10 protein-coding genes and 1 tRNA gene are annotated in these 14,642 nt (G+C 48.9%); 7 read left to right on the top strand and 4 right to left on the bottom strand.

From position 1 onward, the window contains the following. Position 1 precedes the first annotated feature (1 nt). The 3 genes from IE064_RS03795 (at position 2) to IE064_RS03785 (ending at position 3,679) form a co-directional block, all read left to right on the top strand. Positions 2-1,315, top strand: a complete 1,314-nt coding sequence (locus tag IE064_RS03795) for a TIGR03503 family protein (RefSeq protein ID WP_189616521.1) — start codon at positions 2-4, stop codon at positions 1,313-1,315. 114 nt (positions 1,316-1,429) lie between these two features. Further along, a tRNA-Asp gene (locus tag IE064_RS03790) sits at positions 1,430-1,506 on the top strand. Between the two features lie 298 nt (positions 1,507-1,804). After that, a complete protein-coding gene (locus IE064_RS03785; protein WP_189616519.1) occupies positions 1,805-3,679 on the top strand; it encodes a cation:proton antiporter in 1,875 nt (624 codons plus the stop codon). 60 nt (positions 3,680-3,739) lie between these two features. On the opposite strand, the gene fadE is transcribed toward IE064_RS03785, so the two are convergent. Beyond that, positions 3,740-6,190 carry an acyl-CoA dehydrogenase FadE gene (gene fadE / locus IE064_RS03780; protein ID WP_189616517.1) on the bottom strand — a complete coding sequence of 817 codons (2,451 nt, stop codon included), beginning with the start codon at positions 6,188-6,190 and terminating at the stop codon, positions 3,740-3,742. 236 nt (positions 6,191-6,426) lie between these two features. On the opposite strand from fadE, the gene IE064_RS03775 reads away from it, so the two are divergent. After that, entirely contained in the window at positions 6,427-7,230 is an 804-nt protein-coding gene (locus IE064_RS03775) for a class II glutamine amidotransferase (protein ID WP_189616515.1), read from the top strand. Here IE064_RS03775 and IE064_RS03770 read toward each other — a convergent pair. After that, positions 7,171-7,905, bottom strand: coding sequence for a DUF3108 domain-containing protein (locus IE064_RS03770; protein ID WP_189616513.1), 735 nt, complete (start codon positions 7,903-7,905; stop codon positions 7,171-7,173). The two genes, IE064_RS03775 and IE064_RS03770, sit on opposite strands and share 60 nt — an antisense overlap. Before the next feature lie 17 nt (positions 7,906-7,922). Further along, the gene (locus IE064_RS03765; protein WP_189616511.1) at positions 7,923-8,285 is read right to left on the bottom strand and encodes an MGMT family protein; all 363 of its coding nucleotides are present in this window, start codon (positions 8,283-8,285) and stop codon (positions 7,923-7,925) included. Between the two features lie 160 nt (positions 8,286-8,445). Between IE064_RS03765 and IE064_RS03760 the strand changes: the two genes are divergently transcribed. From IE064_RS03760 to IE064_RS03750, 3 genes are read left to right on the top strand one after another with little or no spacing between them, the layout of a single operon-like run. Further along, on the top strand, positions 8,446-9,174 hold the full coding sequence (locus IE064_RS03760) for a DNA lesion error-prone repair protein ImuA (RefSeq protein WP_189616509.1): 729 nt from the start codon (positions 8,446-8,448) through the stop codon (positions 9,172-9,174). Continuing rightward, a complete protein-coding gene (locus tag IE064_RS03755) occupies positions 9,167-10,813 on the top strand; it encodes a Y-family DNA polymerase (RefSeq protein ID WP_189616507.1) in 1,647 nt (548 codons plus the stop codon). The genes IE064_RS03760 and IE064_RS03755 overlap by 8 nt, the downstream gene beginning before the upstream one ends. Beyond that, positions 10,813-13,914, top strand: a complete 3,102-nt coding sequence (locus IE064_RS03750; protein ID WP_189616505.1) for an error-prone DNA polymerase — start codon at positions 10,813-10,815, stop codon at positions 13,912-13,914. Before IE064_RS03755 ends, IE064_RS03750 begins: the two co-directional genes overlap by 1 nt. Positions 13,915-13,922: 8 nt before the next feature. Here IE064_RS03750 and trhA read toward each other — a convergent pair whose 3' ends face one another. Beyond that, positions 13,923-14,588 carry a PAQR family membrane homeostasis protein TrhA gene (trhA, locus tag IE064_RS03745; RefSeq protein ID WP_189616503.1) on the bottom strand — a complete coding sequence of 222 codons (666 nt, stop codon included), beginning with the start codon at positions 14,586-14,588 and terminating at the stop codon, positions 13,923-13,925. Between the last annotated feature and the right edge of the window lie 54 nt (positions 14,589-14,642).

Here is a 14,642-nt window from a genome sequence, read left to right as displayed (position 1 = left end):
CATGAGAATCTCGCCCCTTTGGTGTTTATGGTTGGTTTTTGTGGGAGCAGCACTGCCTGTCTATGCGGCGCAAGAGGTGACGTTGCCGTTGGCACAGGCGTCTGAGCTAAAGAACCGTTTCCGCATTGATCATATGGTGGATGAAATCACATTGGTGATACAGCGGGAGTATGGCTCGGCACCAGTGGTGGTGGTATTGCCCGATGGCAGTAAATGGTATGCCAGTCGACACCCCGAGTCGGTACGTTGGGAAGACAGTATCAGCGGCGATATGATCCAGATAAAAAATCCCCAACCGGGCCCTTGGCAGTTGCTGGGTAGAGTCGTGCCTGGTTCACAAATCACTAAGGTCTCAAAACTCGGTATTTGGGCCGATCCTTTGCCACAACCTTTGTATCAGGGGGAGCGTCTTAAGCTTACTGCTGGGCTTACCGGCGATAATTTGCAAATGCGCTTGCCCGGCCTTGAATATATGCTGCAATGGAACGCGAAATTCATTTCTGAGCACCAGCCTAAAGATGAGAATTTTGCAGCGGGAACTCTTACGGTTGGCAGTTACCAAGATAATGGTGAGAAGCTGGACGAGCGTCCAGACGATGGGATCTTTACCGCAGACATTAACCTCAACCAGCCTTGGGGCCACTATTCACTTGAATTAAAAGTGGAAAATGCGGTATTTGAGCGCGAATATCAACAGACATTTGTATTGTCTCCCAAACCGGCGGATATCAAGGTGAAGGCCCCAGATAATCCCCGAGAGCAGCCGTGGGGTTTGCAGTTGTTTGTGGATACCAAGGAATTACAACTGGCAGAAACTTATTTCCAGCTGGATATCGTCGGGCCAGCGGGATTCCAGTTATCTTTGACGGTACGCGATTTAGCGCAAGCTGAACATGCGCTGGAACTGCCGCAGGTGACCGAGTTTGGCAGCTATCGTATTAAAGGGACATTATTCAGCACTAATTGGGCCGGACGTGAGATCGTCATGACCTTACCCGAACGGTTCTTCAATTATGTGTCACCACCAGAACCACCTCCAAGTCCAGAGGTGATTGCTGCCATTCAGGCCAAAGAAGCGTCAGAAGAAGAGCAACAAGCCAAAGACGATGCGGTATTGTGGATAATCGTGGGCAACAGTGTACTGCTGGTTGTGGGTTTAGCGTTGATGCTATTTATGCGTAAACGGGCGTTGCTCAAACAGGCGCTGGCGGCGGCGGAGCAGGAGATGTTGGCGAAGCAACGGGAGCAGGCGCAAGCTCCTGAGTTACAGGATATTGATCTATCGATGCCGGATGAAGACGAAAAGCAACCCTAGTTTTCGTACAATATTTTGTCGCTCATTGTATGAAAATTGACTCAATAGCTGATGGTTGGTAAAAAATTGTTGACGATTTTCAATGTGCTACCTTATTATTCGCAACGATTAGTTGGGGTGGTAGTTCAGTTGGTTAGAATACCGGCCTGTCACGCCGGGGGTCGCGGGTTCGAGTCCCGTCCATCCCGCCAGTCGATCGTAAACAATTAATAACACCTCATAGGGTGATTTAACTGGGGTGGTAGCTCAGTTGGTTAGAATGTCGGCCTGCCACTCTAGGCGGGTTCGAGTTCAGCCCGCCAACATTTAAACCTGTCCATTGGGCAGGTTTTTTGTTATTTATCGTTCATAAATATCGAGTTTAATATCTTATACCTCAGACCAACCTTGGGTAGGGCCAGGTTTCGTTACATTCTTTTTGATGTTCACGTATGTTAACTGTAGTCGGTGTCTACCTGATGCCACGGAAACAACCAGGAGTTAAACTTTATGGTAGAAAAAATTACCGCCATGCTGGCCTTTATTGGCGTGCTTTCATTGATCTGCCAGTGGTTGGGTTGGTTGTTTCGTTTGCCTGCGATTCTGCCGTTGTTGTTGTGTGGACTGCTGCTGGGGCCGGGCTTAGGATTGTTGCAACCTGATGCTATCTTCGGTGATCTGTTGTTTCCCATCATCTCGCTTGGGGTGGCGGTTATCCTGTTTGAAGGGGCGCTGACGCTGAATTTCAAGGAGATTAAAGATCATGGCCGAATGGTGACACATTTGGTATCTGTTGGCACCTTCATCACTTGGGGCTGTATTGCGCCAGCAGCACATTTCATGTTGGGGTTTGACTGGCCGCTAGCGTTACTGTTTGGTGCTTTGGTGGTGGTGACTGGGCCAACGGTGATTGTGCCCATGCTACGCACCGTACGGCCGAAAGCACAGTTAGCCAATATTCTGCGTTGGGAAGGCATTGTGATCGATCCAATAGGCGCTATGCTGGCGGTATTGGTGTTCGAGTACATTACCGTTAGCAGTGACCAGACATCACATGTACTGACCGCCTTAGGCTCGATGTTGGGGATAGGGTTTGGCCTAGGGGCTCTTGCTGGCTATGCGGTGGGCATTATCCTCAGACGCAATCTGTTACCTCACTATCTGACCAATACTGCCGTACTGACGATTATGTTGGGTATTTTTGTCGGGTCGAATTTACTACAGGAAGAGTCGGGGTTACTGACGGTTACCGTGATGGGCATTTGGTTAGCCAATATGCGCGGTGTCAATATTGCCGATATTCTTGAATTTAAAGAAACGCTGACGGTGTTGCTGATCTCGGCACTGTTTATTTTACTGGCGGCCAGATTGGACTCCCACGCTATGGTTGATCTGGGGTGGGGCGGTATTGGCGTGTTACTGGTGGTACTGTTTTTGGCTCGGCCACTCAGCGTGTGGATTTCCGGTGTTGGGACATCGCTTGGTGCCCGTGATAAATGGTTCCTGAGCTGGGTGGCACCACGGGGCATTGTGGCGGCAGCAGTATCTTCTCTGTTTGCAATTAAACTGGAGAGCCGTGGCTTCGAAGGCGCTGATGCGCTGGTGCCACTGGTATTTCTGATCATTATTGGCACTGTTGTGTTTCAGTCTTTGACAGCCAGACGTTGGGCTAATTGGTTGGGGGTTAAATCCGATAGCGCCGAAGGCTTGCTGATCTTTGGCGGCTCAAAGTTTGCCCGGGAATTTGCCAAGATTTTGGTAGGCAAGGGCATTAAAGTGATTATTGCCGACAGTAACTGGGATAACGTGCGCCAAGCGAGAATGGACAATATTCAGGTCTATTTCGGCAACCCGGTATCTGAGCATGCTGAAACGTATTTGGATCTCAGTGGCATTGGCCGAGTGTTGATCCTGTCGCCTTACCAGCAACTTAATCCCGTGGTATTTTTTCATTTTCAAGATATTTTTGGCGCAGAAAAAGTGTTTGGTGTCAGTACTAATGACAGCAATGTTGGCAGTGCTAGGCACCAGTTATCGGAGTCTTATCTGCGCCGCATGTGCTTGTTCAGTGACAATGTCTCTTATGCGCGCCTGCATAGCCTGATGTCGCGGGATGGCGTGATTAAAAGTACCAACATTACCGATGCCTTTACCTTTCATAACTTCCGTGAGCGCTATGGTGAAACAGTCATACCTCTGGCTTATATGAAAGGTGGTAAAGTGTTTGTGGTAACCGCAGATACTAAAGATTTACCGACGGGCATTGAGCTGATCAGTTTGATCCCGAAAGAGGCAATGGAATTACATCAACAAAAGGCTGCCGAGGAAAACCTACGTAAGAAAAGTGCTGAAATTCAGACGAAGGCTGCTGGACAGGTTGGTTAGCCCCGCTAGTGACAAAAAAAGAGACCTTAAAAGGTCTCTTTTTTACTAACATCAACAATCTCAGGCGGCTTGTTCACTATTTTGAGCTTGGTCAAGACGCTGTGCTTTCAGTTCTTGTGCATCAAAATCATCGACATTGATGGACTTGAGACGGCCAATTTCAGCCTTTTCCAGCAGTTTCACTTCATCGTCTGACAAGACTCCCAACGCTTTTCCTTCGGCAGCAATTTTGTCGAGATACATGAACGGAAGACGTTTGCCCGCCGCTTGGCAGACTTTGTCATACAGTGGCTCAGCACTGAGAATATCCCGTAGTGTCTGTTCCTGTACGCCCATGGGGTTATTGCTGCAGGCCCGCAAGAACTGGCCTTTGCCAAGACGTTCACGGCTGGCACAAGGGGTCTGCATAATTCTGGCAACCCGATGATCCAGCTTATCGTTGGGACGTTTCAGAGGCCGACCGAAAGGGAACAAGACTAAGCGCAGTACGCCACCGAGGCCGGACGGAAAGTTGTCTAACAAATCATCCAGAGAGCTCTGTAATTTGTATAGTGCATCTTCAACCGCCCACTGCACTAATGGCAGATCTTCACTGAGACGACCATCATCCTGGTAACGTTTCAGTGTGGCTGATGCTAGATACAGTTGGCTTAACATATCGCCTAATCTAGCAGAGATACGCTCTTTGCGTTTCAGACCACCACCCAGCGTGGCCATTGCCAGATCTGACAGCAATGCAAGGTTAGCGCTGAAGCGATTCATCTGCTGATAGTAACGTTTGGTCTGATCACTGAAGGGTGCGTTAGACAAACGTGCGCCGGTAAGACCTAACCATAAGCTGCGAATAAAATTGCTCAAGCTGAACCCAATATGACCAAACAGGGCAGCATCAAACTGACGTAAACCACGACCGCGATTTTCGTCAAAAGCAGCTTCCATTTCTGCCAGAATATAGGGATGGCAGCGAATAGCGCCTTGGCCGTAGATGATCATCGAACGGGTCAGAATATTGGCCCCTTCTACGGTAACGGCAATGGGTGCGGCCTGATAAGCGCGACCCAGATAGTTGTTAGGACCAAGACAAATACCTTTACCGCCGTGAATATCCATGCTGTCGATAAGACATTTCTGCATGCGATCAGTGAGGTGATATTTGACGATGGCGGAGATTACTGAGGGTTTCTCACCCAGATCAATCCCTGTGGTGGTTAATGCTGTCACGGCATCCATCAGATAAGCATTACCACCGATACGGGCCATCGGTTCTTCAATTCCTTCGAGTTTGCCGATGGGCAGCTTGAATTGGCGACGGATCCGGGCATAAGCACCGGTTGCCAGCGCCAGCATTTTTACGCCGCCAGCGGAGTTTGAGGGCAGTGTAATACCACGCCCCACCGACAGACACTCTACCAACATCCGCCAGCCCTGACCGGCCATGTCTGGGCCACCGATGATGAAACTTAAGGGGACAAATACGTCTTTACCTTTGGTTGGCCCGTTCTGGAACATGCAGTTCAGCGGGAAATGGCGGCGGCCAGTTTCGACACCTTCCACATCGGTTGGGATTAAGGCACAAGTAATACCGATATCTTCTTGTTGTCCTAACAGATGGTCAGGATCGCGCAGTTTAAACGCCAATCCCAATACTGTAGCTATGGGAGCCAAAGTGATATAGCGTTTGTTCCAGGTTAGTTTCATCCCCAGCACTTCTTCCCCTTGCCACATGCCTTTACAGACCACCCCATAATCAGGGATTGATCCTGCATCAGAACCTGCTTCCGGGCTGGTCAACGCAAAACACGGGATCTCATCACCAGATGCCAGTCGCGGTAGGTAATGATTTTGTTGTGCTTCGGTACCATAGTGCTGCAATAACTCTCCAGGGCCGAGGGAATTAGGAACACCAACGGTTGATGCCAATTCGCTGCTAACGCCAGCTAATTTCTGTAGCACTCGTGACTGGGCATAGGCGGAGAATTCAAGACCCCCAAATTTCTTCTTGATGATCATGGCGAAGAAACCTTTATTCTTGAGATAGCTCCAGACCTCAGGTGGCAGGTCCGCCAGCTCATGAGATACATGATGTTGACTGACCATGGCACAAACTTCTTCTACCGGTCCATCAAGAAAGGCTTGTTCTTCAGCACTCAGGCGTGCTTTGGGATAGTTGTGCAGTTTTTTCCAGTTAGGGCTGCCAGCAAACAGATCCGCCTCCCACCAAGTGGTGCCAGCTTCAATAGCATCTTTTTCGGTACTGGACATTTCCGGCATGATGCCGCGATAGAGTTTTAGCAGTGGCCGGGTGATAACACTTTGCCTGAAGGGGCTGATATTCAGCGGCAAAGCGATAACTAAAAATACCACCCAGGCCCATGCGCCCATAATCCCGGTAAGGTTGCCAATGAGTAGCGTGGCTGCTGCAGCCAGTGTCGCGGTCATCAACGAAACCCTCAGGTAGGCGGCTGCTCCCAAAATCAACAATAATGCGATGATCCAAAGCAGGGTAGTCACTGTGATTCTCCTTTTTCTTGCTCTTTGTAAGAGCTGTATGCCGATATATTTTACCGATCATTATCACAATTTTAGCTTGTGGTCAGACCTGTGTCGCATTAAAAGTAAACGTGATTGCGATCTAACTCAAGCACTTTTCAAACAAACGTTTGAATAATTTTAGCGGGGGCAATTTCACTTCTGACAGCAGATGGATACAATGCCCTGAGATTGCTGATTTTTCTGAGACTTTGCTGATGTGTGAACTACTGGCAATGAGTGCTAACATCCCGACCGATATCATATTCAGTTTCACTGGACTGGCAGAAAGAGGTGGTGTTACCGGGCCGCATGTAGATGGTTGGGGAATTACCTTTTATGAAGGGAAGGGCAGTCGTACCTTTAAAGATGCGGCACCTAGCAGCCGTTCTCAAGTGGCAAGATTGATCAAGTCTTATCCCATCAAAAGTGAAGTGGTAATCAGCCATATCCGGCAGGCGAATCGCGGTAAAGTGTCGCTGGAAAACACCCACCCGTTCACCCGTGAACTATGGGGACGTTATTGGACTTACGCCCATAACGGACAGTTAACAGGCTATCAGCAAAAGTTTGTGACTCATCGCTATCAGAGTGTGGGTGAAACCGATAGTGAACTGGCTTTTTGCTGGTTGTTGGAATCATTAGTGGCAAAATTTGGTGAGCGGGAACCAGCGGATATGCGCTCCGTGTTTCAGTATATTGCACTGCTGGCAGCGCAGATACGCGAGCTTGGGATCTTCAATATGATCCTGAGTGATGGACGTTATTTAATGAGTTTCTGTAGCAACAATCTGTGTTATATCACCCGAAAAGCTCCTTTTGGCAAGGCCAAGCTCATTGATACCGATGTGGTAATCGATTTCCATCAAGAAACCACACCTAATGATATTGTCACTGTGGTAGCCACCCGGCCGCTGACAGATAATGAGCACTGGCAGCGGCTGCAGCCTGGAGAATGGAAACTATTCTGTCTGGGCGAGTTGATCTGTGCCGGTAGCACCCGTGAACTGCACCCGCTTTAATGTCAGTTCTATGGCGCTGCCTTTCTCTTCGTGGATAAATTTCACTGGTAGATAACCTAAATCTGGCGCCATCCATACATCGGTATGGCGTTTTTGACTTTTGCGTATGAGCTGCAGATGTACTGTCTGATAACTACCACTTGGTAAGGTCACGGTTTCCGTTCCCAGATTTCGAAAATGATAATTTTCTATTTCGTTATCTTTCACCATCTTATAGCTAAATTGCTGCTTGCCTTTGGTCAGATCAAGGCGAAATTGCAACTGTAGCATCATGGCGTCATACAAAGTGCCAGCGTAGTCGAGTTTGCTTTTTTCTCCTTTATAGACGCTGAAGACTTTTCCCAAGTCTTTGGCAAACGCAATCTGCTCACTGAAGTTTTTGCCGGTACCTGTGCGTTCATGGATAAAACGTAATGGCAGTAACTGACCATTGTCGTCGGTGAAAACACTGCTGATTTTGCGCTTATCAGAGAGCAACAATAAACCTAAATCACTATCCATTTCATAGTGATAGGTGTTGCCTTTGGGGGGGCTTAATATGAAACGGGCGCCGCCGAGGCTGAAGCTGCCATATTTCACCTGATATTCCACCACTTGTGGGGCTAACGGGCTAGGCGCAGCCAATACTGTCAGTGGTAGTAACCATAGCAGCAATAGCAAACGACAGGTTTTCAAATAGTCTCTCCTCTATATTAAAACGGTAGGCATAGCACCAGTGTTGCCAGATCTGGTCGCCACTCAAATTCAGACAAGGCAACGCGTCCATGGTTCACCGGTATTCCTTCATTACGTAACAGATAGCGCTGTTCACGAAATGGCTCAGTATCTTTGGCGAAAGCGATTTTTCCCTGTGCGTTGATTACGCGATGCCAGGGTAGCTGGAGGCTGTCTGGCGCCAGTTTTAGTGCCCGAGAAACATAACGTGCCCGTCCGGGTAATCCGGCATAATCCGCAACTTTACCATAACTTGCGACTTTCCCTTCTGGAATCATTGCCACTACCTGCCAGATACGTTGTTGCGGCGAGGGTTTGGTGGTAGCTGTGGATGATGACATAACACTATTGGGCTCCTGTTATCGTTAAGTGAATTGTAGAAAAACCCTTGTCATTACAAAAGCAACATTTTACCCACTCGTTATTGTTGGATGACTGAGAACTTGCAGCTATCAATGATTGATTTATACTGTATAAAAATACAGTATTTCGGTGGTATTGATGAACAATGCACTTGAATCCTTGTTGCAACGGCAAGATCTTTGGCGCGGTCAACCTGAGTTACAAGCTGTTGCGGGCTACAAGACTGGTTTGTACGAATTGACAGACCATATGCCTTATTGGCCAGCCCACGGTATTTGTGAATTATTCACTCCTGCACCAGGCTGTGGCGAGTTAGGGTTGCTACTGCCATTATTCCAGCAGTATCTGTCTGCCGCCACACTTAAACCTATTGCACTGGTAGCGCCAAAGTTTATCCCTAATGCCCAGATGCTGGCTTGGATGCAGCTCAGCCCAGAATATGTGTTATGGCTGGATGTGACTGCGCGTCGTGACGCTTTATGGGCAATGGAGCAGCTACTGAAAAGTGGTAGCTGTCCATTAGTATTGGGTTGGTTTGATACCTTATCGCTTAAAGAAGCACGTCAGTTACAGTTAGCCGCAGAGTCGGGTAATGCCTTGGGATTCTGTTTGTTGCCTATGTCACAAGCGGGCAACAACCATCCGATACCGTTGAAACTGGCATTGACACCGCTGATAGAGAATCGGTGCTGTCTGCAGATCCTTAAACGTCGTGGTGGTTGGCCGGTACCAGAGATCCGGTTATCCGGCATTGCAGTACCTGGCTGGCGGCCCGCAATGACGGTCACTCATGACGCAAATGTTGTTATTGGCCCTTGGCATGATTCCGAAGGCAAACAGTCGATGCGGCAACAGCATCATGGCTGAATGTTGGTTGGGGGTCTATTTGCCTCAGTTGTTACTGCAATATCAGGCTTGGCAACTGCAAACCATTTCAGCGGAAACTGCAACTTTTACTTCCGTATATGCGGGATTGCCGCCGTTGGCTTTGTATGATGCAGCGTTTAAACAACTGCATTCCGTCAGCCCCCAAGCAGCAACTATGGGTGTTAAGCCGGGAATGAGCCAAGCAACGGCACAAGCACTATTGCCGGAACTGAGATTGCTACCTTTGGCACAAATGGATATTGCTGCATTGCAACACTGGTTATGCCAGTGGAATTATGATTTCAGCGCTCGGATCTGGCCCCCACTATTATGGCCTGAAGCGATAACGCCAACGGCACCCTCAGCGATTCATTGGCCAACTGAAACCTTAGTGCTAGAGATGGGCTCTATGTTGCGATTATTTGGTAGCCAGTGGCGTTTTCTTGATAGCTATTGCCAGCGATGTCGGCAGTTCGGGTTGCATTATTCATTGGCGTTGGCGCGTTATCCCTTACATGCAGCATTGTTGGCGAGAGGTTGGATGACATCAATATTGACAGCAAATAGCGTTAAGCCGACAGCTACACCCAGATCAGCATGTTATCGACAACTGGCAGCGCCTGAGGGCCTTTTATCAGACAAACCACAGACAAAAAAACAAGCGTATGAACAGCAAGAAACAGCCTCTGCTGTGCCGGTGATAACACAGCTGCCACCACAGTTACCGCTACAATCATTGCCATTGGCGGAGAAAACACGACAGCGACTATTGGCAATGGGGATTCGGGATTGGCAGCAACTACAGTCTTTACCTCGGCCAGAGTTGGGTAAGCGCTTTGGCCCGTCATTGCTGACATCGCTGTTGCAACTGGAGGGGCGTCTCACTTATGCCCGGATGGCGTATCAGTTGCCGCCGCAGTTCCAACTCAAGCGGTTATTACCGCACGATGTTAGTTATATTCAGGGATTGCTATTCCCATTGGCTCCCATGTTCAGTCAATTGGCTACTTACTTGCGGGCACGGCAATTGGCGGTTCAGCAACTGCAGTTGCGTCTGTATTTTCGTGATAGCAGTCTTTCGCCTATGACGTTGACGATTGTTTACCCGTTGGGCGAGTTTCGTCAGCCAGAACTGTTACAGTTATGTCGTCTGCAATTGGAACGGTTGACCTTGCCTCAGCCAGTCACTGAGCTAGTGCTTGTAGCTGATCATTTTATTGCACAACAACAGCAACATCCGCCTTTGAGTAAAGCCACGCATGAACAGCAACCACTACCGGAACTGCTGGCACGGTTGCAAGCCAGACTGGGCAATCAACAGGTACGGCAACTGTGCTATCAGGCTTCACCATTACCGGAACTGGCGAGCCACAGTCGCCCCATCCAGCAATGGCCTCCGCAAACTGCAACTTTGCCTGTACCTACCGCTGCACTCAGACCATTATGGCTACTGGCTACACCACAACCGCTGCTAAGCACCGACATTGAGATTGTCAAAGGGCCGGAGCGTATAACCTCACCTTGGTTTGCGAGTGACTTCCCAACGCGAGATTACTATCTAGCGCGTCATCAGCAAGGTGGCTATTGCTGGGTATTTCGTTGTCAAGGCCAACTGTTACTACATGGCTGGATGAGTTGATGTACGCAGAGTTACATGCCATTTCGAATTACAGCTTTTTGCGCGGCGCTTCTCATCCTGAAGAACTGGTGGCAACCGCCGCCAGCTTGGGTTATCAGGCGCTCGCCATTACTGATGAATGTTCTCTGGCGGGAATAGTAAAAGCCCATGATGCCGCCAAGAAACATCAAATCTCTTTGATTGTTGGCGCAGAGTTTCAATTACCACAGGGGCTACTTGTGGTTTTAGCGCCAGATCGGTTGGGGTACGCCCGCTTAAGTGCGCTGATTACCCTGGGTCGCCGTCGGGCAGAGAAGGGCAGTTATCAGTTAGATTTGGCTGACTTTTCTACCTTGGAACAACGCTGTATTTGTTTATGGCGACCACCTTTGTGGCAAGGTACGGTAGCGGTTGACGGTCATTTTCGGCCACAGGGTTTACAATATCTACAGCAATTGCTGCAGCAATGGGTGACGGTACTAGGAACGGCTCCCTATTTATTAATGGAACGGCTGTTAGATGCTGGAGAAGCCTGGCAGCTTGAACTACAGCAACAATTGGCGGAAACGGCTGACTTAACCTGCGTCGCCGCCGGTAATATCCGTATGCATTGCTCACAGCGCCAGCAGTTATTGGATGTTCTTACATGTATTCGCCATAACACCGATATCCCCCATGCTGGAGCGTTGCTTAGCACTAATGCCGAAATGGCGATGAAGCCAATATCCGCCATACAAAAACGTTTTCCTCAAGCGTGGCTGGATAATAGTGTGCAGATTGCCAAGCGCTGCCATTTCTCACTGGATGAACTCAAATATGAATATCCGGCGGAACTCGTGCCTAAAGGCATGACGGCCGCACAATACCTAGCGCAGGAAGTAACGCTGGGGGCGCAACGGCGCTACCACAACAACGTGCCAGAGGTTGTGCGTCAGCAATATACACGTGAACTGCAAATTATCCGTGAACTGCAATATGAGTATTTTTTTCTGACCATTTACGATTTGGTCAACTTTGCCAAAGCACAACAGATCCTGCATCAGGGACGAGGTTCCGCGGCTAACTCTGTGGTGTGTTTTTGCCTAGGGATTACGGAAGTAGATCCGACGAAGATCAATATGCTGTTTGAGCGATTTATTTCCAAAGAGCGACATGAACCACCTGACATTGATGTAGATTTTGAACATGAACGGCGCGAGGAAGTCATTCAGTATATCTATCGAAAATATGGGCGAGAGCGCGCGGCATTAGCCGCCAGCGTTATCAGTTATCGTTTTCGCAGTGCCATGCGCGATGTGGGCAAGGCCTTGGCGTTGGATGAACAGCGCATTGAGACATTGATGGCTGCCGTGGATCGCCGAGATACTCAGGAAGACTGGCAGCAACAATTGCAACGTCAGTCATTAGTACCACAGCAAGGACTTGGATGTTGGTTATTGCCATTGGTACAAAGTCTTATGGGGTTCCCCCGACATCTGTCACAGCATGTGGGCGGTTTTATTATCTCTGCCGGACCGCTGGCAGAATTGGTGCCCATAGAAAATGCCGCCATGGCAGAACGTACCGTGATCCAGTGGGATAAAGACGATCTGGAAAGCTTAGGTTTGCTGAAAGTGGATGTGTTAGCGCTGGGAATGCTGACGGCCATTCGTAAGTGTTTTACCTTACTCAGTCAACATGTTAAACCGTTTTCTATGGCCCAAATTCGTTGGGAAGATCCAGCGGTTTATCAAATGTTGCAGCGTGGTGACAGCATGGGGGTCTTTCAGGTGGAATCTCGCGCCCAAACCAGCATGTTACCGCGACTGAAACCGGCTTGTTACTACGATTTAGTGATACAGATTGCCATTGTTCGTCCTGGACCCATTCAAGGGGATATGGTGCATCCTTTTCTACGTCGCCGTGATGGACTGGAAAGTGTGTCATTTCCTTCTGAAGCTGTTCGGGGCGTACTTGAGCGTACCCTCGGCGTGCCGATTTTTCAGGAGCAGGTGATCCACCTGGCAATGGTTGCGGCAGGTTTCAGTGGTGGTGAGGCTGATCAGTTACGCCGGGCAATGGCCAGTTGGAAACGTACTGGTGAACTGGAGCAGTTTGAGCAAAAGTTATTGGATGGTATGGCGGCGCGCGGTTATAGCGAAAGTTTTGCCAAACAGATTTTTAGCCAGATACGGGGATTTGGTGAATATGGTTTCCCTGAATCGCATTCAGCCAGTTTTGCGTTACTGGCCTATGTGTCTGCTTATTTGAAGCACTACTATCCGGCTGCTTTTTGTTGTGCGCTGCTCAATAGTCAGCCAATGGGATTTTATAGCCCATCACAATTGGTACAGGATCTGCGCCGTCATGGCGTTAGTGTATTACCGGTTGCCATTAACCACAGTGATTGGAACTGTACACTAGAAGCAACTACCGATGGCACTTTGGCTTTACGACTGGGGTTGCGATTGGTTAAAGGTCTAAGTTTCAGGGCTGCACTAACGTTGTTAAATGCCAAAGGTGCAGGATTTCAGCAGATGTCGCAGTTGGTATCTTTACCGATCGCCAGCGACGATCTTGAAGCTTTAGCCAGTGCCAATGCATTTGCTGAACTCAGTGGTGATCGGCATCAGGCGCGCTGGCAACTGGCTGCAGCACAACAGCAGTTGCCCTTGCTCGGCAATGTTGAAGCGACCGAAGTTGCGGTGACATTACCCGTAGTGACCGAAGTAGACGCAATATTAGCGGATTATGCGCATATTGGCTTGACACTGGGACGCCATCCCATAGCGCTATTGCGGCAACAGGGTTCTCTGCCGCAATGCTATACTGCAAAAGCATTATGGCAGTGTCGTCATGGACAGTTGGTCAATGTAGCCGGGTTAGTCGTTGGACGCCAACGACCGGGAACGGCGAGTGGCGTGACGTTTATAACGTTAGAAGATGAAACGGGTCATATTAATGTCATCGTCTGGAGTGGAACCGCCAAGGCGCAGCGGCAACCCTACCTGTCAGCCCGTATACTTAAAGTCAGTGGCATTGTGGAGTTTTCTGCCGGCGTGTTGCATTTGATTGCTGGTAAGTTACAAGATTTATCATCGGTAATGGAGCAACTGTTAGTGTCATCACGGGACTTTCACTAACGCTTTCGTTATTCAGGGATCACACCAAGGTAGATACACAGAAAATGGCAGACTGCGCCACCCAAGACAAACAGATGCCAGATGGCATGGTTAAAGGGGATGGCTTTAACTGTGTAGAATAAGACCCCAACGCTATAGCTTAATCCTCCGGCAACGAGTAACCAAAACCCCTTAGGCGAGAGATGCGCAATAAGTTGAGGCAGGATTAACATACAAAGCCAGCCCATCACTAGATATAACGTCAGACTCAGCACCTTGAATCTATGCACGAAGAAACTTTTAAACAGCACCCCGCCTGCCGCCAGCGACCAGATGGCGATCAGCACCCATTCAGTGTTAGTCCCCTGCATTGAGATCAACATCATCGGGGTATATGTACCGGCAATCAGCAGATAGATAGCACAATGATCTAATACTTTCAGACGCCGTTTCCAACGTACCTGCGGAATACTATGGTAGAGCGTGGAACAGAGGAACAACAGGATGAAGCTAGCGCCATATATGCTTACACCTGTTAACTGAACTGTATTGAGTGAATCCCATCCCTTAGTCAACATTAGCGTCAGTGCTACAACGCCCAATATGACACCTAGACCATGACTGATACTGTTTGCTACCTCTTCACTGAGTGAGTAACCCCCAATAATGGATTCTTCAGCTGCTCTTACTGCCATGACGATAGTTTCTCAACCTGCCAATTTTGTTGCCTTGAGTGTAACAACAGCAAT

This window comes from Shewanella fodinae, assembly GCF_014651955.1.
Taxonomy (GTDB): Bacteria; Pseudomonadota; Gammaproteobacteria; order Enterobacterales; family Shewanellaceae; genus Shewanella; species Shewanella fodinae.
This window is presented reverse-complemented; position numbering and strand designations above follow the sequence as displayed.